Origin of the sequence: Nodosilinea nodulosa PCC 7104 (assembly GCF_000309385.1) — a bacterium.
GTDB lineage: Bacteria > Cyanobacteriota > Cyanobacteriia > Phormidesmidales > Phormidesmidaceae > Nodosilinea > Nodosilinea nodulosa.
The window spans coordinates 1,927,535-1,947,528 of the sequence record NZ_JH976537.1; the positions used below are offsets into that span (position 1 = coordinate 1,927,535).

General features: G+C 58.9%; 20 protein-coding genes. 7 read left to right on the forward strand and 13 right to left on the reverse strand.

The genetic code is table 11. From position 1 onward, the window contains the following. Position 1 precedes the first annotated feature (1 nt). The 5 genes from LEPTO7104_RS43545 to LEPTO7104_RS0108750 form a co-directional block, all read right to left on the reverse strand. Complete coding sequence (locus LEPTO7104_RS43545) at positions 2-487, reverse strand: leucine-rich repeat domain-containing protein (protein WP_422879848.1); 486 nt, start codon at positions 485-487, stop codon at positions 2-4. A 6-nt stretch (positions 488-493) separates the two neighbouring features. Then, the gene (locus LEPTO7104_RS43225; RefSeq protein ID WP_017298184.1) at positions 494-1,135 is read right to left on the reverse strand and encodes a leucine-rich repeat domain-containing protein; all 642 of its coding nucleotides are present in this window, start codon (positions 1,133-1,135) and stop codon (positions 494-496) included. A gap of 12 nt (positions 1,136-1,147) precedes the next feature. Then, positions 1,148-1,315, reverse strand: coding sequence for a type II toxin-antitoxin system VapC family toxin (locus LEPTO7104_RS39970; RefSeq protein WP_017298185.1), 168 nt, complete (start codon positions 1,313-1,315; stop codon positions 1,148-1,150). After that, entirely contained in the window at positions 1,308-1,562 is a 255-nt protein-coding gene (locus tag LEPTO7104_RS36845; protein WP_017298186.1) for a hypothetical protein, read from the reverse strand. Before LEPTO7104_RS36845 ends, LEPTO7104_RS39970 begins: the two co-directional genes overlap by 8 nt. Positions 1,563-1,815: 253 nt before the next feature. Beyond that, positions 1,816-2,814, reverse strand: a complete 999-nt coding sequence (locus tag LEPTO7104_RS0108750) for an IS110 family transposase (protein ID WP_017298187.1) — start codon at positions 2,812-2,814, stop codon at positions 1,816-1,818. Between the two features lie 299 nt (positions 2,815-3,113). Between LEPTO7104_RS0108750 and LEPTO7104_RS41600 the strand changes: the two genes are divergently transcribed. The 4 genes from LEPTO7104_RS41600 to LEPTO7104_RS0108765 all read left to right on the forward strand — a co-directional run bounded on the left by LEPTO7104_RS41600 (position 3,114) and on the right by LEPTO7104_RS0108765 (position 5,814). Further along, positions 3,114-3,260, forward strand: coding sequence for a hypothetical protein (locus tag LEPTO7104_RS41600; protein WP_155523571.1), 147 nt, complete (start codon positions 3,114-3,116; stop codon positions 3,258-3,260). A gap of 44 nt (positions 3,261-3,304) precedes the next feature. After that, positions 3,305-4,330, forward strand: a complete 1,026-nt coding sequence (locus tag LEPTO7104_RS0108755; protein ID WP_017298188.1) for a daunorubicin resistance protein DrrA family ABC transporter ATP-binding protein — start codon at positions 3,305-3,307, stop codon at positions 4,328-4,330. Between the two features lie 9 nt (positions 4,331-4,339). Beyond that, entirely contained in the window at positions 4,340-5,257 is a 918-nt protein-coding gene (locus LEPTO7104_RS0108760) for an ABC transporter permease (protein ID WP_017298189.1), read from the forward strand. Positions 5,258-5,421: 164 nt separating this feature from the next. Next, positions 5,422-5,814 (forward strand): hypothetical protein, encoded by a 393-nt coding sequence (locus LEPTO7104_RS0108765; protein WP_017298190.1) that lies wholly within the window; start codon positions 5,422-5,424, stop codon positions 5,812-5,814. A gap of 246 nt (positions 5,815-6,060) precedes the next feature. Here the strand turns inward: LEPTO7104_RS0108765 and LEPTO7104_RS0108770 are convergent, their stop codons facing one another. The 5 genes from LEPTO7104_RS0108770 to LEPTO7104_RS0108795 form a co-directional block, all read right to left on the reverse strand. After that, positions 6,061-6,654, reverse strand: a complete 594-nt coding sequence (locus tag LEPTO7104_RS0108770; protein ID WP_017298191.1) for a GUN4 domain-containing protein — start codon at positions 6,652-6,654, stop codon at positions 6,061-6,063. 131 nt (positions 6,655-6,785) lie between these two features. Further along, on the reverse strand, positions 6,786-10,046 hold the full coding sequence (locus tag LEPTO7104_RS0108775; RefSeq protein ID WP_017298192.1) for an efflux RND transporter permease subunit: 3,261 nt from the start codon (positions 10,044-10,046) through the stop codon (positions 6,786-6,788). Positions 10,047-10,160: 114 nt separating this feature from the next. Continuing rightward, positions 10,161-11,435: an efflux RND transporter periplasmic adaptor subunit gene (locus LEPTO7104_RS33255; RefSeq protein ID WP_040695344.1), complete on the reverse strand. Its 1,275-nt coding sequence runs from the start codon at positions 11,433-11,435 to the stop codon at positions 10,161-10,163. A 168-nt stretch (positions 11,436-11,603) separates the two neighbouring features. Then, positions 11,604-12,194: a TetR/AcrR family transcriptional regulator gene (locus LEPTO7104_RS0108790; protein WP_017298195.1), complete on the reverse strand. Its 591-nt coding sequence runs from the start codon at positions 12,192-12,194 to the stop codon at positions 11,604-11,606. Positions 12,195-12,369: 175 nt separating this feature from the next. Then, positions 12,370-13,314, reverse strand: a complete 945-nt coding sequence (locus LEPTO7104_RS0108795; RefSeq protein WP_017298196.1) for a histone deacetylase family protein — start codon at positions 13,312-13,314, stop codon at positions 12,370-12,372. 247 nt (positions 13,315-13,561) lie between these two features. Here LEPTO7104_RS0108795 and gyrA point away from each other — a divergent pair, with 247 nt between their 5' ends. The 3 genes from gyrA to LEPTO7104_RS0108810 all read left to right on the forward strand — a co-directional run bounded on the left by gyrA (position 13,562) and on the right by LEPTO7104_RS0108810 (position 17,460). Continuing rightward, entirely contained in the window at positions 13,562-16,201 is a 2,640-nt protein-coding gene (gene gyrA, locus LEPTO7104_RS0108800) for a DNA gyrase subunit A (protein ID WP_017298197.1), read from the forward strand. A gap of 35 nt (positions 16,202-16,236) precedes the next feature. After that, positions 16,237-16,650, forward strand: a complete 414-nt coding sequence (locus tag LEPTO7104_RS0108805) for a VOC family protein (protein WP_017298198.1) — start codon at positions 16,237-16,239, stop codon at positions 16,648-16,650. A gap of 144 nt (positions 16,651-16,794) precedes the next feature. Then, on the forward strand, positions 16,795-17,460 hold the full coding sequence (locus tag LEPTO7104_RS0108810) for a Uma2 family endonuclease (RefSeq protein ID WP_017298199.1): 666 nt from the start codon (positions 16,795-16,797) through the stop codon (positions 17,458-17,460). Between the two features lie 6 nt (positions 17,461-17,466). On the opposite strand, the gene LEPTO7104_RS0108815 is transcribed toward LEPTO7104_RS0108810, so the two are convergent. The 3 genes from LEPTO7104_RS0108815 to LEPTO7104_RS0108825 form a co-directional block, all read right to left on the reverse strand. After that, positions 17,467-17,781, reverse strand: coding sequence for a ssr2422 family thylakoid membrane protein (locus tag LEPTO7104_RS0108815; protein ID WP_017298200.1), 315 nt, complete (start codon positions 17,779-17,781; stop codon positions 17,467-17,469). A 32-nt stretch (positions 17,782-17,813) separates the two neighbouring features. Beyond that, on the reverse strand, positions 17,814-18,704 hold the full coding sequence (locus LEPTO7104_RS33260) for a 3'-5' exonuclease family protein (protein ID WP_017298201.1): 891 nt from the start codon (positions 18,702-18,704) through the stop codon (positions 17,814-17,816). Between the two features lie 74 nt (positions 18,705-18,778). Next, positions 18,779-19,843: a sirohydrochlorin chelatase gene (locus LEPTO7104_RS0108825; RefSeq protein ID WP_017298202.1), complete on the reverse strand. Its 1,065-nt coding sequence runs from the start codon at positions 19,841-19,843 to the stop codon at positions 18,779-18,781. Positions 19,844-19,994 lie beyond the last annotated feature (151 nt).

Here is a 19,994-nt window from a genome sequence, read left to right on the forward strand (position 1 = left end):
GTTAGGCCTCGTTGAGAGGCCTAACATCACCGCTACGAAGTTTACGTAGGTAGTTAAAAATCTCCTCAACCGGACCAGGATTCTCACTAAGTTTAGTTGGCCCCAAAATTTCTGGAGAAATAGGCAGAGGGTTCTGTCGTAGATCAATCCTAATTAGGGCAGTTAAGGTTTCTAAACTTTCAGGAATTTGGCTAATTTTATTATTGCTGAGATCAAGCTCCTTTAGATTTTGAATCTGAGCCAAGGAATCCGGAATATAGCTAATTTGATTGGAACGGAGGTCGAGTTCTTGTAGGTTCTGGAGCTGAACCAAAGAATCCGGAATGTGGCTGATCCGATTGGAGCGGAGGCTAAGCTGCAGAAGATTCTTAAGTTTCGCTAGAGAATCTGGAATTTGGCTTATATGGTTATCGAAAAGAAAAAGTCTTTGTAGGTTTTGAAGGTGGGCTATTGAGTCAGGAACTATGCTTATTTGGTTGCCGCCAATGTTGAGCTATGTCAGATTTTCAAGTTGGATTAAGCTATCCGGAATAATCTGAATTTGGTTGCTGTGAAGAACTAACAACTGAAGCCTTTTAAGTTGGGAAAAGCTATTCGAAATTGCGAAAATTTGGTTGCTATGAAGAGTCAGTAGCTGGAGGTTGGAAAGTTGTTCTAAGAAATCTGGAATGAAACTGATTTGGTTCAAGCCAAGGTGAAGTGATCGCAAGCTTTCAAGCTGAGTCAAGCTGGCGGGAATAACGCTGATTTTGTTATTATATAGATTGAGTTCCTGGAGGCTTTGAAGTTGAGACAGGCTGTCGGGAAGGACACTTATTTTATTATGGCTAAGGTTGAGCTCTTGGAGGCTTTGAAGTTGAGACAGATTGTCAGGAATCGCGCTGATTCGGTTGGCACTCAGATTGAGTTCTTGGAGAGATTGAAGTTCAGTAATCGCTTCGGGTAGATCGGTAAGTTGATTGCTTATCCACTCAGATTTTACCTTATCCCATTTTCCGAGAATCAAGCTCTTAAGCTGGATGAGCTTGCCAATTTCAGGGGGTAACTCCGTCAGCCCTTTGCCCGCCAGGTCTAGCTCTGTCCAGCCTTCAGCGGCGGCCTTATCGATTAGTTGCAGAAGCTCATCCTGTGTCATGGGGGCAGCCTTTTAGGTAACAAGATGAATCCAGTCGTAGGCGTCATGTACTGAATTGACCAGGCGGCGATCTGCCGTCCACAGTTCAGCGGCCAGTATTTCAGCCAGGGCCAGATAGTGAGCATCGTAGGTCGCTGGTAGCGAGAGCTGGTTAGCGATTTGCCAAGCCCGCTCATGCAAGTTGGCATCCCCTACTTAGCAGTACTTGATCGCGCTGTTGGCGTTCTTGATTAATCAGATCGGCAATGGGGAGATTGGCCATGCTGCCATCATCACCTTGTTGAAGGCGCTGATGCAGGTGGCGCAAACGATTTTGGCTGGCTTTCCAAGCCGCTTTGCGATCTAGCTTGTTGTACAGCAAGCTCCGCTCCGCCTCAGAGAGGGACTCAATGACCTGGAGAAGGGAATCTACCAGCTTGGTGTTCATGGGTGAAGGTGCACTTAACTAACCCTATTGTAGGAGCTACCCAAACTCTGAGGTTCCCTGGCCGGGGCGGTCTAGCTCTGTCCAGCCCTTTGCGGCGACTGGTCGATCAGCTGCAGCAGCTCGTCCTGGGTCACGGCAATTTTGGCTTAGGCGGGGTTCCCCCTTTTGTAGCCGCGATTTGGGCAGAGTGGGCGACTTACCAGATTGTTGTGAAAAAGTTGACAGCCGTAGATACTGTGTTGGCCCGAGATCGTCAAGGGACAGCCAAGGCCGATTTTTGGGGTTTCAGCTTTTCAGGATCGTAGAGTTGACCTGAGGACAACACGCCGTAGACGATACGAATGAGCTTGTGCATAGCAGCGCCGATAATCGCCATTTTGGTTTTGCCCGCCGCCGTTAGGCGCTCACACCAAGGGTGAAGTTCTCGGGCATGGCGCAGGAAGGCGATGGCCGGGAAATACAGCGCTTTTCGCATGCGGGCATTGCCAATCTTGCAGAGTCGGGTTTTGCCCTGCACTGATGTGCCAGAGGTATGTTCTTGGGGCGTTAACCCCGCATAGGCAGCGAGCTGACGAGCGGAGGTAAAGGCATGAATATCGCCGATTTCAGCCAGCAGCCGGGCGGCGGTATCGGGGCCGATGCCCACGATGGAGACCAGCAAGTCCGCCTGGGCCTGCAAGTGCTCATGGCTCTGGATATGACTGCGCAGCTGCTTTTTTAACGCCTTGACCTGGGCTTCGAGGAAGGTGATGTGGGCTTGAATATCAGACTTTAGCGCGTCGGAACTGATGGCCAAGCGGTTCTTCTCCTGGGTCAGCATGTGGGTGAGGGCATCGAGACGGCGGGTGTACTCTTGTAGCGTTTGGATGTCCGCTGATGACGGTTGCCAGGCACTGGGCTTGAGGTCACGGCAGAACTGGGCAATCAGCGTAGCATCAGGGCGATCAGCTTTGGTGCGCTTGAGTTGGCTTTTGGCGTAGCCGTGAATCCGCACCGGGTTGACAATGCTGACCCGGTAGCCCTGCTGGTGGAGCGCTGTCGCTACACCATGGCCATATATACTGGTCGCCTCTAGGCATACATGGGCCGTCTTCACCCCGGCCTCGATTAACCACGCCTGCAAGGCGGCATAACCCACTTCGGTGTTATCAAAGGTCTGATACTGGGGTTTGGCACGCTCTGGAAATAGAATCGCCACATGTAAGGTGGCTTTGCTCACATCAATGCCAACGGGAATCAGGTTTTGAGTCATGGTTCGATACTCCTGATGACGGCAAGGGGGCAGATCGCTCTCAGCGCTATCCTTGTTATCCAGCTTGGGAATCTCAGGACTCCCTAATATACTGTCCAGTCTGCTGGCGGCAATCTAGGTCAATGAAAGGGGGAGGCTCTTGTTCTACATAGCAAGCTCCAAAGGGCTTTAGGGTGCGTCCAGAGTCACTCCTAGGTCTATTTTGGGCCAAACCTTACATACAAGGGTGGGTTAGGCGGTCACTTCCCTACGCCACCTGCCTTCACCATTGCGCCCCGCCGTAACCCACCGTCCACCTATTGCAGAGATTTCCCGTTTGGGAAAGCGGTAGGTCGGGGCGATCGCCTCTAGCCCTGCACCTTGGGCGATCGCATCACCCCGCCCTGGGGGTAATTAAGACCCATCCTCCCCTGCTCACCCTCCCGCCGCCCGGTGGAGTTCTGTAGAATGACAAGGGTAGAAACCAATACGCTTGGGGCTAGCTCTACAGATGGGCGCAGCGGTATCGATTCAAAACCTGAAGAAGTCCTACGGGGCGGTAAAAGCGGTGCAAGACGTATCGCTCACCATTCAACCGGGCGAAATTTTTGGCCTGCTGGGGCCAAACGGGGCGGGCAAAACCACCACCATTCGCTGTCTTTGCACCCTGGCGCTCCCCGACAGCGGCACCCTGGAGGTGATGGGGGTTTCCGTGGTCGAGCAGCCCCGGCTAGTGCGCCAGTACCTGGGCTACATTGCCCAGGAGGTAGCACTCGACAAGGTGTTGACCGGGCGCGAACTCTTGCAGCTTCAGGCCGATATCTACCACATGCCGAAGGGAGTTGCCCGTCGCCGCATCGAACAGATGATCGACCTGCTAGAGCTAGGCGACTGGGCCGATAAAAAGACCGGCACCTACTCCGGCGGATTGCGCAAGCGCCTGGATTTAGCCCTCGGGCTTCTCCATCAGCCCGATTTGCTGGTGCTCGATGAGCCCACCGTAGGCCTCGACATTGAGACACGATCGGCGGTGTGGAGCTTTTTGCGACAGTTGCGGGCAGCGGGCACCACCATTTTGATTACCAGCCACTACCTCGAAGAGGTCGATGCTCTGGCCGATCGCGTCGCCATTATCGACCAGGGCCGGGTAATCGCCTCCGGCACACCCAGCGACCTGAAGGACAAGATTGGAGGCGATCGCATCACCCTGCGCATTCGCGAATTTACCGCCGATGACGAGGCCAACAGCGCCCGCGCGATGCTGGCCGATCTGCCCTTTGTGCGGGAGGTGATCGTCAACGCCGCCCAGGGAAATTCGCTCAATCTGGTGGTAGACCGCCAGCCCGATGTGCTGCTCACCGTGCAGCAGGCCCTCAAAGCTGCCGACCTACCCGTCTTTGGCATTGCCCAATCGCGCCCCAGTCTTGACGATGTGTATCTGGCAGCGACGGGCCGCACATTAATGGATGCCGAACTGGCCGCCGTGGGTCAGCGCGACATCAAGAAGGAAAAGAAACAGGCCATGAAGGGACGCTAGGATAAGATCATGAGTACCACCATTCCCACCCCATCCTCCACCCGAGAGGCTGCTCCCAGCCTCGAAAATTCCGAACTCAACGCCTGGAAGGCTGATGTCGTTAAAGCCCAGGGGCTAGTTTCCGGAGCGTTTTTACAAGAAACCCTGGCCATGACTCGGCGGCTGTTTATTCAGCTGCAGCGCCGTCCCACCACCCTGGTGGCGGGGGTCATTCAGCCCTTGATCTGGCTGGTGCTGTTTGGCGCTCTGTTCCAGAACGTGCCCGCCGGGCTGTTTGGCGAAAGCCGCAACTATGGCCAGTTTTTAGGGGCAGGCATCATTGTGTTTACGGCCTTTGGCGGTGCCCTGAATGCCGGTCTGCCAGTGATGTTTGACCGCGAGTTTGGCTTTTTGAACCGCTTTTTGGTCGCCCCGCTGGCCTCGCGCTACTCCATTGTGGTGGCGTCGGCGCTGTTTATTGCTGCCCTCAGCCTGGTGCAAACGGCGGCTATCTTGGCCCTCAGCGCGGTGCTGGGGGCGGGGTTGCCCAGCCTGCCGGGGCTGGCGCTGGTGCTGTTTATCGTGATGACGCTGGTGCTGGGGGTAACGGCCCTCAGTCTGGGGCTGACCTTTGCCCTGCCCGGCCACATTGAGCTAATTGGGGTAATTTTTGTCACCAACCTGCCGCTGCTGTTTTCGAGCACGGCCCTGGTGCCGCTGGAGTTTATGCCCCGCTGGCTACAGGTGGTGGCCAGCCTCAACCCGCTTACCTATGCGATCGAGCCGATTCGCTACCTGTACCTGCATCCGGCCTGGGGGTTAGGCAGCACCGTGCTACAGACTCCCTTTGCGGCGGTGTCTTTAGGGGCCTGCCTGGCGGTTTTAGTGGTGTTTTGCGGGCTGGCGCTGGGCCTCATTCAGCCGCTGCTGCGCCGTCGCATTGCCTAACCGCAGATAAAATACATAAAGCCATTGGCCAATCTATGGGCTGGTCGATGGGGGGGTGCAGCGCGTGATTTAGTCGCTACAATGACAGACGTAGACAGCACAGCCCCTTGTGCAAATGTTTGGTTATTGCATTGTCAGTTGTTACGGTGTCAAGGAAATATCCTATGGCCTACCTCAGTTTTTTATCTCGATCGGCTGCTGTTGCGATCGCGGCCTTTAGCCTACTTGCGCCTGCTGCCCTGGCGCAAACTGCCGGTACTGACCCAGATCAACCCGTCCGCGTCAATGCCGACGAGGGGTTTACCTCAGCGGATGACACCAACAATGTCTTTGGCGACAGCAGCAGCCCCTTCGATCTAATTCACCGAGCCGTGCTCGCCAACGATCGCACCCCCAGTGATTTCAGGCGTGAGCACCGCAATCAGATCAACGCCGAGGCCAGCAACTTCCGCACTCTTCAGCAGGATGCCCTGCGCCGCCAGCAGGCCCAGTCGCAGGGTGCAGGTACGACCCTGATGCCCCCCGAGACAGAGGTCGCCCCTGCCACGGGAGAGTAGCCGGTCTGCCGTCAGGCAGATAACCCTCCTGTGGTCATCTCCTATAGCCTATGAGCCCTCCGGCTGAAATCTCTCAGCTGGAGGGCTTTGGTATAGCTGTGGCCAGTCAGGTTAAGACATGTCTCCTATGAACGTTCAAACGTTTGAAGTTCATAGGGTTTCTGGATGTCCTAACCAACGTGACTATGGCTATGTCTCAGCTCAGGCCGATGTAGAGCTGCCTGAGCGGTACTGATTGCCCAAGCCCTACAGTTCGCAGGTAAACAGTCGAGTCAGAAAATAGTTGACCATCTTGGCCCCGTAAGGCGAATCCCACCAGACGACGGGATAGCAGCCGACGGGATCGTCTAGGTCGTGGCGGGCCTGATCGATAGTCTTCCACTGGTCGTTTTGGCGCCAGCCCACCCGTTCTCCGAGGCGGTTGAGCATAGTGCTGTCCTGGGCGATCGCGGTTTCCAGGGTGCCGCCCACGGCCTGGTATAGCTGAAGCTGGACGCTAAAGCCAAAGCGACCGCCGGTATAGGTGGTCCACAGGCGATCGATGACCCGCAGCACGCTGCAAGGAAACAGGCGAACGGCGTCGGGGGGCAGATCTTCGCGATCGGGCGTGCCCGCCTCCTGCAGGATGACCCGTACGGTTTCTTCGTCCGCCTCCAGCAGCTTGCCGGTTTTGAGCAGCCGCTGGAGCGGTTGATAGCGCTCTACATCGGTGACTAGCGTCAGCGCATCCTCCAGGCGAGCAATACGCTCGGTCAATCCCTGCTGAATGAAGCCCTCTACCCTGGCCTCTAGCGCCTCTAGGCGAGCAGCCATTTCGGCCTGTGACCCATCCCCATCCATATCGACTCCTTACAGGTAATTTGGGCACTGCCCTGGGCGGCGGGGCATCGAAGCCGCAGTCCGCCCAGGGATTTCTGGCCAACGCTATAAATTTTAGTCTTCTCCCGGCAGCGATGACAGCAATCCGGCTGTTAGGCAGGATTTTCCCCGTCGGCGCCCGAACGCTCGGTAAATCGCAGGGGAGCGACGGGATCCCCGACTTCAGCCCCGGCCCGATCGCTGCTGCGGCCAGTCGAGGTGGTCGTTGGCGGGGTGCCAGGGCCGCCGGGCAGCACTCGCTCGGACAGCCCCTTCAGCACCACGTATAGCACCGGCACCACCAGCAGGCTCAGCACCGTGGCCACCAGCAGCCCCCCAAACACGGTGTAGCCCACCGACCAGCGGCTGGCGCTGCCCGCCCCGGTGGCAATCAACAGCGGAAAGAACCCCACCAGCGATGAAATTGCCGTCATGATGATGGGCCGGAACCGCTGCTCGGCAGCGGCGATCGCCGACGGTACCAGTCCCAGTCCCTGACTGCGGGCCTGGTTGGCAAATTCCACAATCAGAATGGCATTCTTGCTGGCCAGACCAATCAGCATCACCAGGCCGACCTGGGCATAGATATTGAGGTCGAGCCCGCGCAAGAACAGAAACACCAGCGCCCCCAGCACCGCCAGCGGCACCGTCAGCAAAATGATCACGGGGTCAACATAGTTTTCGTACTGGGCCGCCAGCACCAAAAACACCACCAGCACCCCCAGACCAAAGATAATGGTGGCCAGCCCGCCCGAGGCAATCTCTTCACGGGCGGTGCCCTGCCACGCCTTACCCACCACGGGCAGAGCCGCCTGGGCGTGGGCCGCAGACATGGCCTCAATCAGCTGGCCAGAGCTGGCCCCCGGCGCTGGCATGCCCTCCAGCTTGATCGATCGCAGCAGGTTGAAGTGGTTGATGGTCGATGGCCCTACCACCTCGCTGAGGGTGACGACTTCTCCCAGGGGAATCATGGTGCCCTGGCGCGATCGCACGTAGATGCTGTTGATGTCGGCCGGCTCGTTGCGGAAGCCCTGGTCGGCCTGGACGTAGACCCGGTAGTTGCGGCCGCCGTAGGTAAAGTCATTGACGTAGCGCGAGCCCAGGTAGGTGCCCACGGTACTCAGCGCCTCGTCAATGTCCACATCCAGGGCTTTCAGGCGATCGCGGTTGACATCCACCTGCACCTGGGGCGAGCTGGCGGTGAACTGGGTAAACACCCCCATGGAGGCCGGGGACTGGTTGGCCAGCCCGATGATTTGGTTGGCATTGCCCAAAAACTGGTCAATGGTCATCTGGTTGCCGCTGCGGTCTTGCAGCTGCATCTCCAGCGCTCCGGTAGGGCTAAAGCCCGGTACCGGCGGCGCGTTAAAGGCAATCACCAGGGCTTCTTGAATAGCCGCGAGGCCGCCGTTCACCTTGGGCAGCAGCCCAGTCACCGTCGACTCAGGGGCACGGCGGTCTTCCCAAGGGGCCAGGGTGGCAAAAAACACGCCCTTGTTTGGGGAGGGGCCATCGAAGCCAAACCCCGACAGCATGAAGGTACTCTCCACCTCCGGAAACTGAGAGATAATTTTGTCGGCCTGGGCCATCACCCCTTTGGTGTACTCCAGCGACACCCCGTCGGGGGCCTGCACAATGCCTAAGAAATAACCCTGGTCCTCGGCGGGCACAAAGCCCGTGGGCACCACGCGCAGCATGGCCAGCATCAGCAGCACCCCCACCGCAAACATGGCCAGCACCGCATAGCGCAGGCGAATCAGCAGGCGCACCGCCTCCCGGTAGCGCTCAATCAGGCGCACCAGCTGGCGGTTAAACCAGGTGAAAAACCCGGCCAGCGGCCCGCCGCGCTGCCCCGCCCCCACCGGACGCAGCAGCAGCGCCGACATCGCCGGTGAAAAGGTGAGGGCGTTAAAGGTCGAAACCAGCACCGTAAAGGCGATGGTGAGGGCAAACTGCTGGTAAATCTTGCCGGTACTGCCCGGAAAAAACGCCACCGGAATAAACACCGCCATCAGCACCAGGGAGGTAGAGACCACCGCCCCCGACAGCTCCTGCATGGCGTCGAGGGCGGCCAGGCGGGGTCGCATGCCCTGGTCAATTTTGGCGGCGATCGCCTCCACAATCACAATCGCGTCGTCCACGACCAGACCCGAGGCCAAAATGCAGCCAAACAGGGTCAGCGTGTTGATGGAAAAGCCAAAGGCCAGCAAAAAGGCCATCGAGCCAATCAGCGCCACCGGAATCGCGATCGCAGGCACAATGGTCGCTCGCCAATCCTGCAAAAATAGGAACAAGATCAGCAGCACCAGCACGATCGCCATCACCAGCGTCGTCAGCACCTCCTTCAGCGACACCCGCACAAAGTCGGTGGTGTCAAACACCAGCTCGGCCCGGTAGCCCGGCGGAAAGCTGGCCCTCAGCTCGTCCATGCGATCGCGCACCGACTGAGCCACCTGCAGGGCGTTGCTGCCCGGCAGCTGGTACACCAGCAGACCCGCCGCCAGCTTGCCCTGGGTCTTGGCATCAAAGCTATAGTCTTCGGCTCCCAATTCAGCCCGGCCCACATCCTTGAGCCGCACCAGGTTGCCGCCGCTGCCCACCTTGACGACCATGTTCTCAAACTCGCTGACATCCTCCAGTCGACCGGGCAACCGCACGGTGTACTGGTAGGCTTGCCCCGCATCCATAGGCGGTGCCCCCACCGCCCCACCGCCCACCTGCACGTTTTGCTCCTGCAGGGCGGCGATGACATCGCTGGGTGTTAGCTTCTGACTGGCCAGGGCGGGAGGGTCTAGCCACAGGCGCATGGCGTAGCGCCCTGCCCCAAATATCTGCGCGCTGCCCACCCCATCGAGCTGCTTCATCTCGTCGAGAATGAACAGATCGGCATAGTTGCTCAAAAACAGCGCATCGTAGCGATCGTCGTCGGTAAAGAACCGATAAACCAGCAAAATACTGGGCGACTGGGCACTCACCGTCACCCCCAGCTGACTGACCTCCGGCGGCAGCAGCGGCTCGGCCCTCGACACCCGGTTTTGAACGTTGACCTGGGCCAGGTCCTTATCGCGGCCGGGGCCGAACACCACGTTGATGCTGCTTTGCCCCGTATTGGTGCTGCTGGAGGTGATGAACTGCATCCCCTCTACGCCGTTGACCTCGCGCTCTATCACCGTGGTGACGTTGTTTTCTACGGTCTCAGCATCGGCCCCGGTGTAGCTAGAAGACACCTGAATTTGCAGCGGCGCAATCTCTGGCAGTTGCTCAATGGGCAGCAGCGGAATTGCCACCGACCCCGCTAACACTATCAGCAGGGAACACACGGTGGTGAGCACCGGGCGACGAATAAAGTTGTCGGCAATGGAGAACAGCGCCATGGCTAGGTTACCGGGGGCTCAGGGAACAGAAGAATCGTCTTGCGAATCGGGACGGACGGAGATAGGGAGCTAAACGTCAGCAACGCCAACCAGTGGCCCACCCCGCCGCGTGGCCTAGGGGGCGGCTGAGGCCTTCTCCTCGGGGGAAACAGGGCGGCCATCTTGCAGCTGCAAAAGGTTGGTGACAATGACCTGGTCTCCAGCTTTCAGCCCGTCAATGACCTGGTAGTTGTTCCCCTGGAGTTGCCCCAGCTGCACCGGGCGCTGGGTGGCGACCTGAATGGTTTGACCGTCCTCCTGGGGCTGGTCGGTGGCCACAAACACAAAGCTCTGCCCGGCCACGCGAGTAACCGCCACCGTGGGCACCAGCAGCGTTGCGGTGGTGCTCCAGATCAGTCTGGCCCGCACAAACTGCCCGTCGCGCAGGTTGCCCGCCTCGTTCGGAAAGCGGGCCTTAACCAAAATAGATTGCCCGTCGCCGTCCACCTGCGGCGAAATAAAGCTGAGGCTGCCCGTGGCCAGGGGTTCGCCGGTATCGGGGTTGAGCAGCTCCACGGGAATTCCGGGCCGCAACTGGCTGGCTCGGGTAGAGGGCACCTGAATGCGCAAATAGAGTTCGCTATTTTGGGTGATGGTGGCCAGGGTATCGCCGACATCGACAAAATCCCCCACCTTGAGGGAGACATCGCCCAGGCGACCTGTAACCGGAGCCACCACCTGCTTAAACCCTAAATCTTCCTGGCTGACATCGACCTGGGCCTGGGCCTGCTCAAAGGTGGAGAGCGCCTGCTGGAGCTGAGACTGGGCGGCCCGCACATTGTCTTCGGCCTGGCGCTGGGCCGCCCTGGCCACGTCTAGCTGGTTTTGAGCGTTGTCTAAGTCTTGCTTGCTCAGGGCTCCCGCTGCCACCAGCCGTTCGGTGCGGCCATATTCGACTACCGCAAGCTCCACATCGGCCTGGGTGCGGGCGACCTGAGCCCTAGCTGCCTCCACCTGGGCCTGGGCCGCATCGCGGCCAAAGCGGGCGGCCTGGGCCCCAGACTGGGCCGCAGACACCCGAGCCTGGGCCTGGTCTGGACTCAGCTGCACCACCGGCTGGCCCCGGCTAACGGCGCTGCCAGAGCTGGCGAAGATCTGGGTTACGCGGCCTGCCACCTGGGGTTTAAGCTCAATGCGCTGCTCGGCCTCCAGGGCGCCCACAAAGTCAGCGCTTTCCTCAAAGGTGCCGGGCTGCAACTCTTGCACCTGCACCGGCACGGCCTGGGGCGCCATGGCTCCCGGCGGCTGGGGCCGACTACAGGCCGCCAGGGTAAATGACAGGGCAAGGGCCGCTCCTAACGCCCGCCGCGATCGCCAAACACTGAGTGACAGCATATTGAGTGACAGCATAGGGTAGCTAGACCTGGAGTGCGCGTTAGACATCGGACGTCACTTTAGAAATGGTAATTCGAGAAAACTCTAGGATCATGACCAAGGGTTTGGCGAGGCCGATTATCTCCGATTCGTTTGTTTCCAATCCGCTGAGGGCTGGGCTTTCGATGAATAGCCATTCATCCATCAATCAAGGGGACGTAACGAACCTCGGTCAGTGAGATAGAGCTTTACCATATCGATCAAAATGCGGGCATGGTCGCGAAACGAGTAGCTTTGCGGTTCGTAGATGCGGTGCAGCAAAATACCGTCCACCACGGAGCTTAGAAAGCCTATCAGTTTTGGATCGTCCAGGCCTAGTAGGGCGGCTACATGCTGCTCGTTCTCCTGGCAGACCCGGTGAAAGACCTCGGTCGGCGCACCGCTTTCCCGGTGCTGATGCTGATAGAACTCGATCCAGATCAGCTTTTGCTTCCTTAGAAAGTCTTCGTTTTGAGCGACGTACTCCAGGGCCGCTTCCACGCGCCCCAGCACGCACTCCTGCTGCCCCGCAGCGGCGATCGCGCTTTGAATATCTCGCAGCGTGGTCTCACGCACCAGCTGTTCAAACAGTCCTTCTTTGCTGGGGAAATAGTGATAAAGCGTGCCCGTCGACACCCCTAAGCCCTGGGCGATGTTACGCATGGTTAGAGCGGCATAGCCCCTTTCAGCAAACAGGTCAAAACATTGCTTTAAAAGCTCCCTACGGTACTGGTCGTGGTCAACAATCTTGGGCATACACGTTCAGGCGCTGCGGCCTAACCTCTGAGCAGCTTTGAAACGATACCCCAAGCACCAGAAAAATTTATGTTGGACGATCGATATAAAAACAATAGTCTCTTTAATCTGACCTGTAAACCTTTTTGTGCACCGCCCGGATGGTGGCCTGGACGGTCCGCCCGGCTGGCCTCGGCTAAATTCCCAGGCGGGCTGCGATCGTGGCCAGCACCGACTGGCTGAGGGCGTCGTAGTCATAGCCGCCTTCGAGGCCAAACAGAATGCGGTTGGTAATGCCCAAGCACAGGCGAGTAAATGCGCCAAAGTCTTGGGGTTGCAGATTAACGCTGGCCAGGGGGTCGGCGGCGTTGGCGTCGTAGCCGGCGCTGACGATCAGTAAATCGGGGCCAAAAGATTGGAGGAAGGGGATGACCTTCTGCTCAAACTGGGTTTTGTAGTCGTCGCTGGCGCTGCCGGGGGCCATGGGCAGATTCAGCACGTTGCCGTGGAGGCCAGTTTCGCTGCTGTGGCCGGTGCCGGGGTAGCCGGGAGACTGGTGCAGGGAGCAGAAGGCGATCGCGGCATTGCCTTCCACCAGCGCCTGGGTGCCGTTGCCGTGGTGCACATCCCAGTCGAGGATGGCGACGCGGGCAATGCCAGGCTGCTCCAGGGCGTAGTGGGCGGCGATCGCCGCGTTGGCAAACAGGCAGAACCCCATACCGCGATCGCGCACCGCGTGGTGTCCGGGCGGGCGCGCCAGCACGAAGGCCGAATGCCCCGTCTCCAGAACATAGTCCACGCCGTCGAGCCAGGCGCTCACCGCCAGCCGGGCCACGGCGTAGCTGCGCTCAGACACCACCGTATCGCCGTCGAGGTGACCGCCGCCCGCGTGGGCAATCTCCCGCACGGCGGTGATGTAGCGCGGATTGTGGAGCCGCGCGATCGGCTTGTCCACATCCCGCTGCTGCACCGGAGAGGGTTCGCGCCAGTCGAGATGATCGGCCCAGGATACGTTCTCTAAAGCCGCCACAACGGCGGTCAGTCGCCCGGCATTTTCAGGGTGAAAACTGCCCGTATCGTGAGTTAAAAACTCCGGCGAATAGATGATGGCAAAATCGGTCAGGGTAAAGGCGTGGTGCACAGCAAACTCAGGGGGAATGAACTATTCCAAATCAAGGATCGAAGCAGCACGGCAAAACATAGCCATATCAAGGATCTTGCGCCCTTAGCTACACCATAGCGTCCGCTGATTTGAAGCGGGGAATTCGTGCTAAAATATAACTCACATGAGTCCGCAAAAAACATACTGATTAAGCGCTATTCAGCACCGCTCGGTGCGAGGGTCTGACTAGCGCTTTGTTGTTCGCAAATTCGGAGCTTTTTAGCCTATGGCAACCCCAGAAGAGCGCATCGTCCCGACCGATCTGCGCAACGAAATGTCTCGCTCTTACCTGGAATACGCCATGAGCGTGATCGTGGGTCGAGCGCTGCCAGACGCCAGGGACGGGCTCAAGCCAGTGCATCGCCGCATTCTCTACGCCATGCACGAGCTGGGTTTAGCCGCCGATCGCCCCTTCCGTAAGTGCGCCCGCGTCGTCGGGGAGGTGCTGGGTAAGTACCACCCCCACGGCGACACCGCTGTGTACGACGCCCTGGTGCGCATGGCCCAGGACTTCTCCATGCGGATGCCGCTGATCAACGGCCACGGCAACTTCGGCTCCATCGACAACGACCCCCCGGCGGCGATGCGATACACCGAGTGTCGCCTGCAGTCGCTGACCAGCGACTCGCTGCTCCAAGACATCGAGTCTGACACCGTCGATTTTGCCGACAACTTCGACGGTTCCCAGCAGGAGCCGGTGGTGATGCCCTCGCGGCTGCCCCAGCTGTTGCTCAACGGCTCCTCCGGCATTGCCGTGGGCATGGCCACCAACATTCCGCCCCACAACCCCGGCGAGCTGATCGACGGCGTGATTGCGCTAATCCACAACCCCGACATCTCCACCGCCGAGCTGATGGAGATCATCCCCGGCCCCGACTTTCCTACGGGGGGGCAGATCTTGGGCCGCAGCGGCATTCGCGACGCCTACATGACCGGGCGGGGCTCGGTCACCATGCGCGGCGTGGCCACCATGGAAACCATCGAGCACCGGGGGCGGCCCGATCGCGAAGCCATTATCATCACCGAGCTGCCCTACCAGACCAACAAGGCGGGCATGATCGAGCGGATCGCCGAAATGGTGAACGAGCGCCGCCTGGAGGGGATTTCGGATATTCGCGACGAGAGCGATCGCGACGGCATGCGCATCGTCATCGAGCTGAAGCGCGATGCCTACCCCCGCGTCGTGCTCAACAACCTCTACAAGCAGACGCCGCTGCAAAACAACTTCGGCGTCAACATGCTGGCCCTGGTCAACGGCGAGCCCCAGCTGCTCGGCCTCAAGCGCATGCTGGAGGTGTTTTTAGATTTTCGCGAAGAAACCATCATTCGCCGCACCCAGTACGAGCTGCGCAAGGCCCAGGAGCGCGACCACATTCTCCAGGGCTATCTGGTGGCGTTGGCCAATCTCGACGCCATCATCGCGCTAATTCGCGGGGCCGCCGACACCCCCGCCGCCAAGCAGGAGCTGATGGACACCTACGGCCTTTCAGAGGTGCAGGCCGATGCCATTCTGCAAATGCAGCTGCGCCGTCTCACCGCCCTGGAGGCCGACAAGATTCAGCAGGAGCACGAGGAGCTGGTCGCCAAAATCACCGACCTCGAAGATATTCTGGCCCGCCGCGAGCGCATTCTCGACATCATTGTCACCGAGCTGGGCGAGCTCAAGGCCAAGCACGACGACCCCCGCCGCACCATCATCGAAATGGATGACGGCGAACTCACCGACATTTCGCTGATCGCCAACGAGCAGGTGGTCATTTTGGTCACCGACCAGGGCTACATCAAGCGCATGCCGGTGGCCACCTTTGAGGCCCAGAGCCGCGCCACCCGAGGCAAGGCCGGGGCCAAAATGAAGGAAGACGACGGCGTGCAGCACTTCATTACCTGCTACACCCACGACTACCTGCTGTTCTTTAGCGATCGCGGCGTCACCTACGCCCTGCGGGCCTACCAGATCGCCGAGGGCTCCCGCGCCTCGCGGGGCATGCCCATCGTGCAAATGCTGCCCATCCCCAAAGAAGAGGCGATTACCTCGGTGCTGGCGGTGCGCGAGTTCACCGACGAAGACTACCTGGTAATGCTCACCCAGGGAGGCTTCGTGAAGAAAACCACCCTGTCGGCCTTCAGCAACATCCGCACCAACGGGTTAATTGCCATTTCCCTTGAAGAGGGCGACCAGCTCAAGTGGGTGCGCCTGGCCCGCAACACCGACAGCATTTTGATCGGCTCGCGGCGGGGCATGACCATTCACTTTAAGGCCGACGACGACCAGCTGCGGCCCCTGGGGCGACCCACTCGCGGCGTGCGGGCGATGTCCCTGCGCGACGGCGACGAGCTGATCAGCATGGATATTTTGCCGACCCAGGTGGTGGAAGCGGTGGTGCAGGCCGCCGAAGCCGAAGGCGACAATGACGAGACCACCGGCAACGAGGGCGGTCCCTGGGTGCTGGTGATCACCGCGTCGGGCCTGGGCAAGCGGGTGCCGGTGGCCAAGTTCCGGCTGCAAAACCGGGCCGGTATGGGCCTGATGGCGATCAAGTTCCGCAAGGGCGACGACACCCTGGCGGCGCTGCTGGTGGTGGGCGAGGGCGACGAGCTGATGCTGGTCACCAACCGAGGCATTATCATTCGCCAGCGGGTGAACGATATCTCAATTCAGTCGCGTCCGGCCACCGGGGTGCGCTTGCAGCGGCTGGATGGAGAAGATGCGATCGCCGCTGTGGCCGTCGTGCCCCCTGCCCTACAGGAAGACGGCGACGATGAGGCCGCTGATATCGTCATTGAGGCCGCTGCCGAAGCTGTGGCCGAGGTGTTTCCGGAGGCATCTCCCGAAGTCGCCGCCGAAGCGTCCACCGAGGAAGAGTAACCCCCGTTTCCCCGCCCCTGGGGAGGTAGTCCACCATGGTTGACCTGGGACTCACCCACATCGCGCTACCCGTTGCCGACGTAGACCGCAGCGTTTCCTTCTATGGCACCTACGCGGCTATGGCGATAATTCATCAGCGGGTAGATGCGGAAACCGGCGTCAGGGTGGTCTGGCTGTCGGACCACACGCGCCCCTTCGCGATCGTGCTGATCGAGCAGGCTAGCGTGCAGCCAGTTTTGACTCCCCTGGCTCACCTGGGGGTTGGCTGCGAAAGCCGCCAGGCCATGGATGCGCTGTGCGATCGCGCCCGCCAGGAGGGTTGTCTGATTCAAGCCCCCCAGGATTCGGGCTACCCGATTGGCTACTGGGCCTTTTTGCGCGACCCCGATGGTAATACCCTGGAGCTATCCTATGGGCAAGAGGTTGGGCTTACAGTGGAAAAAAATTAGGCCAATTCTGGCAGCGAAACGACTTGAGAATGTTGATTCTTCTCAAGGACGCAGGTCCTGCCCCCCTACGTGGGGTCTCTTCTTTCCCGGAAATCTCTTTAAGGCTATGCCTCAGGATTGTTAGCTGCGCCGAAGGTAGACTCTATGCCGCTTGTGAATTTAGTTAAAATCCCTATTCAAACCATTGATCTATCGCCAGGCAGCCATCTGCTAATTGAAAATGTTACCTGGGATCAGTACGAAACCCTGCTGGAGGATTTAGGCGAAGCTCGCCACATTCCGCGCATCAACTACTGCGATGGCACCCTGGAACTCATGGCCCCACTCCCTGCCCACGAACGTCCCCATCGCATTATTGCTTACATAATCACAGCGATTTTAGATGCCCAGGGCAGGGCCTGGGAGGATTTTGGCGCTACTACCTTCAAAAAGCCCAAAAGAGCCGGGTTAGAGCCCGACACCTGTTTTTATATTCAACACGCAGAGCAGGTCAGGAATTTAATGCGCATGGACACGGATGTGGACCCGCCCCCCGATCTCGCCATTGAAGCAGACGTCACATCTAAAACAACTCTCGATGCCTATGCCATCCTGCAGGTTCCTGAAGTTTGGATCTATGACCACGGCAAACTAACCATTTATTTACTGCGGGAGAATAAATACGAGTCTGGGGCGATGAGTCTAGTATTTCCGGATCTATCCATTGCAGATTGGATTCCCCAACTGGTTGTCCAGGCGTTTGCTAGAGGCACTAGCACAATGCTGCGTGACCTGAGACAGCAGCTGCAACAGGGAAAGCTAAGCCTGTAAATGCTGTCACTGCCCTGCTGAAACCAACTGGGTCACCAACGGGCCAAAGGCTTGAAACGCCGAGGGCAAAATCGCTACCGTCGCTGCCGCAATGATGATCGTCGTGGCCAGTCGCACCAGCTTGTCTGAGGCGTTTTCGTAGGTGTCGAACTTGTAGTCCAACTTATCAAGGCGCTGCTCAAACTGCTGCTCTATCTGTTCAAAGCGCCTATCCACTTGTTCAAAGCGCTGGTCTACATTCGCCTTAAACTCGCGCAGCTCGGTGAGCACGTCGGTAAGGGTAGGTTCTCTGGGCGGTTCGGCCTGCATAGTGTCGGTCATAGGACTACCCTGATTTTAATCTGAATACGGTTTTAGGCGGATTGATCTGCGGCGAGGGGAGTTGCTGCGAGAGGAATAATGGGAGCCTCGGCGGGCTGGTTTTGGAAACTATTCCATTGTTCCAGGTATCGAATCAGGGAGCGATCGTCCTGGGCAATGCGATCGCCCACCATCCCCCGCACTCGATCTTCTTCTTCAAGGTACTGATCTGGGCTAAAGAACCCAGCAAAGCGCGCCGTTTTCAGCCACACCAGGTAAGTGCTCAGCGCGTCATACTGGCTTTGCTCAACGATGGCTCGCAGGTCGCCTTTTACCCACCAGTCCACCACATCGGGTGGCTCTGGTCCCACCCATCCTGGAATGCCCATCGCTGCCGCCAACTCGTGGAGGGCAGGTGTGGCAATGCCCCAGCCGCTGAGCGTGCTTTTCAAATCGATATGGGCATCGCCGTGGCGGCTAAAGTAGTCGCTGCCCCAGCCCTTTTCGGCCCGACGGCAAAATTCCGCCGCTGAAATGCCCGCGACCAGCCCTCGCTGAAGCAAAATCGGCAGGTCGGCAGTTTGAGAATTAAAGCCCACGAGCTGGGGATGGTGCTGGCCGAGGTAGCCCAAAAATGTGGCAATTAATTCTCCTTCATCCATGGGCTGATCAAACTGCCTGGGCAGGGTCGTCAGCCGAAGGTGCATCTCGCCGTTGGTTTGCTGCTCCCGAATCACAGCAGAAATCGCGACGACTCGACAGAGCGCTGTTTTTAAGTGGGGGCGAGGCTTGGCGGCGGTGGCTCCGGCTTTTTCCCACATCACCTCAAAGACCTCGGCATCGGAAGCCTTTGCTGGCAGTCCGTAGAGCCTTCGCCCAGAGGCTGGATCGGGTGCCCACTCCAAATCAAAGGCACAGACATGACGACCGACCGATTTAAACATGGCTGCCCCCTGAGCACGCTAGAAACTGGCCCAGGCTATCCCTGAACTGTCTCTAAGATTCCCAGGCGGCATGGTCAGGGAACCTGCCAGGCGCGCTGATGGTAGTCTTCGGGCTTGGGAAATAGGTCTACGGGTTCACCATGCCCATGCTCGTGCCCGTGACCGTGACCGTGTTCGTGGCCATGGCCGTGGTCATGGTCGTGCCCGTGCCCGTGGTCGTGCCCATGGCCATGGTCGTGGCCGTGCTGACCACCCCCGGCGGCGAGGCGAAACTTACACATTTCGCAGTTCATGGCCACCTGGCCCAGGTGGGTTTCGATTTCGCGATCGCGCAAAATCTGCATCAGCTGCGGGTGGCTGCCCATCTCCGGCAAATAGGCCACCAGCTGCTCGGGGTGCGCCGCCTGCTCTTGTTGGGTAATGTCTACAATCTTTTTCACCAGCACGCCCGTAAACAGAAAGTAGGGCAGCACAATGATGCGTTTGGGGTCGTACAGCCGGGCGCGGCGAAAGCCTTCTTCTAACCGAGGGTGGGTAATGCCGATAAAGCAAATCTCGACGGTTTTATAGCGGCTGCCCTCCCACACAATGCGGGCCAGCTTGTATACATCGCCGTTGGCGTCGGGGTCGCTGGCTCCCCGACCCACAAACAGCAGCACCGTATCTTCGCGGCCAATGCCGTCGGGATTAAAGCGAGGAGTATCTAACTCTGCCAATCGCTCCTGCCAGAGCTGAATAATCGCTGGGGTAATGCCAAAGTGGCGACCGTAGTGAAAGGTGACCTGGGGGTGGCGCTGGCGGGCGCGATCCAGCTCATTGGTGACATCGAACTTATTGTGGCGGGCGGCAAACAGCAAGATCGGCAGCACCGAAATATCGGTATAGCCCTTCTCCACGCAAAGGTCTACGCCGTCTTGAATGGTCGGCTCACTCAGCTCTAAAAAGCAGGGAATCACCGGGCGAGAGGTGTCGAGGGCTTGGTAGGCGGCGGCGAACTCCAGGACGCGATCGCGCCCCTCCGTATCTCGACTGCCATGGCCCACCAGCAGCAGCGGTCGCTGGCTGGGCAGCGGCGGCCAGGCGCTGGGCGCAGCGGGAGAAAAATCGTGCAGAGTGGTAATAGTGGGGGCGATCGCCATAGGTAATCAACGTGCCGCAGTGATAATAAATCTAACCTTCTGCTCAGGCAAAAGATACCGGCAATCACAATTTGGACAATAGCCAACCGGGAGGGGGCCAACGCTAACCTAAACCCGTGCAGACCGAGAGGCCAAACCCACCGCCGGACTA

Bases quoted from the DNA above. Each gene is read 5' to 3' on its own strand.
- LEPTO7104_RS43225 (WP_017298184.1), bottom strand. From the start codon at position 1,135: ATGACACAGGATGAGCTTCTGCAACTAATCGATAAGGCCGCCGCTGAA.
- LEPTO7104_RS36845 (WP_017298186.1), bottom strand. From the start codon at position 1,562: ATGAACACCAAGCTGGTAGATTCCCTTCTCCAGGTCATTGAGTCCCTC.
- LEPTO7104_RS0108750 (WP_017298187.1), bottom strand. From the start codon at position 2,814: ATGACTCAAAACCTGATTCCCGTTGGCATTGATGTGAGCAAAGCCACC.
- LEPTO7104_RS0108755 (WP_017298188.1), top strand. From the start codon at position 3,305: ATGGGCGCAGCGGTATCGATTCAAAACCTGAAGAAGTCCTACGGGGCG.
- LEPTO7104_RS0108760 (WP_017298189.1), top strand. From the start codon at position 4,340: ATGAGTACCACCATTCCCACCCCATCCTCCACCCGAGAGGCTGCTCCC.
- LEPTO7104_RS0108765 (WP_017298190.1), top strand. From the start codon at position 5,422: ATGGCCTACCTCAGTTTTTTATCTCGATCGGCTGCTGTTGCGATCGCG.
- LEPTO7104_RS0108770 (WP_017298191.1), bottom strand. From the start codon at position 6,654: ATGGATGGGGATGGGTCACAGGCCGAAATGGCTGCTCGCCTAGAGGCG.
- LEPTO7104_RS0108775 (WP_017298192.1), bottom strand. From the start codon at position 10,046: ATGGCGCTGTTCTCCATTGCCGACAACTTTATTCGTCGCCCGGTGCTC.
- LEPTO7104_RS33255 (WP_040695344.1), bottom strand. From the start codon at position 11,435: ATGCTGTCACTCAATATGCTGTCACTCAGTGTTTGGCGATCGCGGCGG.
- LEPTO7104_RS0108790 (WP_017298195.1), bottom strand. From the start codon at position 12,194: ATGCCCAAGATTGTTGACCACGACCAGTACCGTAGGGAGCTTTTAAAG.
- gyrA (WP_017298197.1), top strand. From the start codon at position 13,562: ATGGCAACCCCAGAAGAGCGCATCGTCCCGACCGATCTGCGCAACGAA.
- LEPTO7104_RS0108805 (WP_017298198.1), top strand. From the start codon at position 16,237: ATGGTTGACCTGGGACTCACCCACATCGCGCTACCCGTTGCCGACGTA.
- LEPTO7104_RS0108810 (WP_017298199.1), top strand. From the start codon at position 16,795: ATGCCGCTTGTGAATTTAGTTAAAATCCCTATTCAAACCATTGATCTA.
- LEPTO7104_RS0108815 (WP_017298200.1), bottom strand. From the start codon at position 17,781: ATGACCGACACTATGCAGGCCGAACCGCCCAGAGAACCTACCCTTACC.
- LEPTO7104_RS33260 (WP_017298201.1), bottom strand. From the start codon at position 18,704: ATGTTTAAATCGGTCGGTCGTCATGTCTGTGCCTTTGATTTGGAGTGG.
- LEPTO7104_RS0108825 (WP_017298202.1), bottom strand. From the start codon at position 19,843: ATGGCGATCGCCCCCACTATTACCACTCTGCACGATTTTTCTCCCGCT.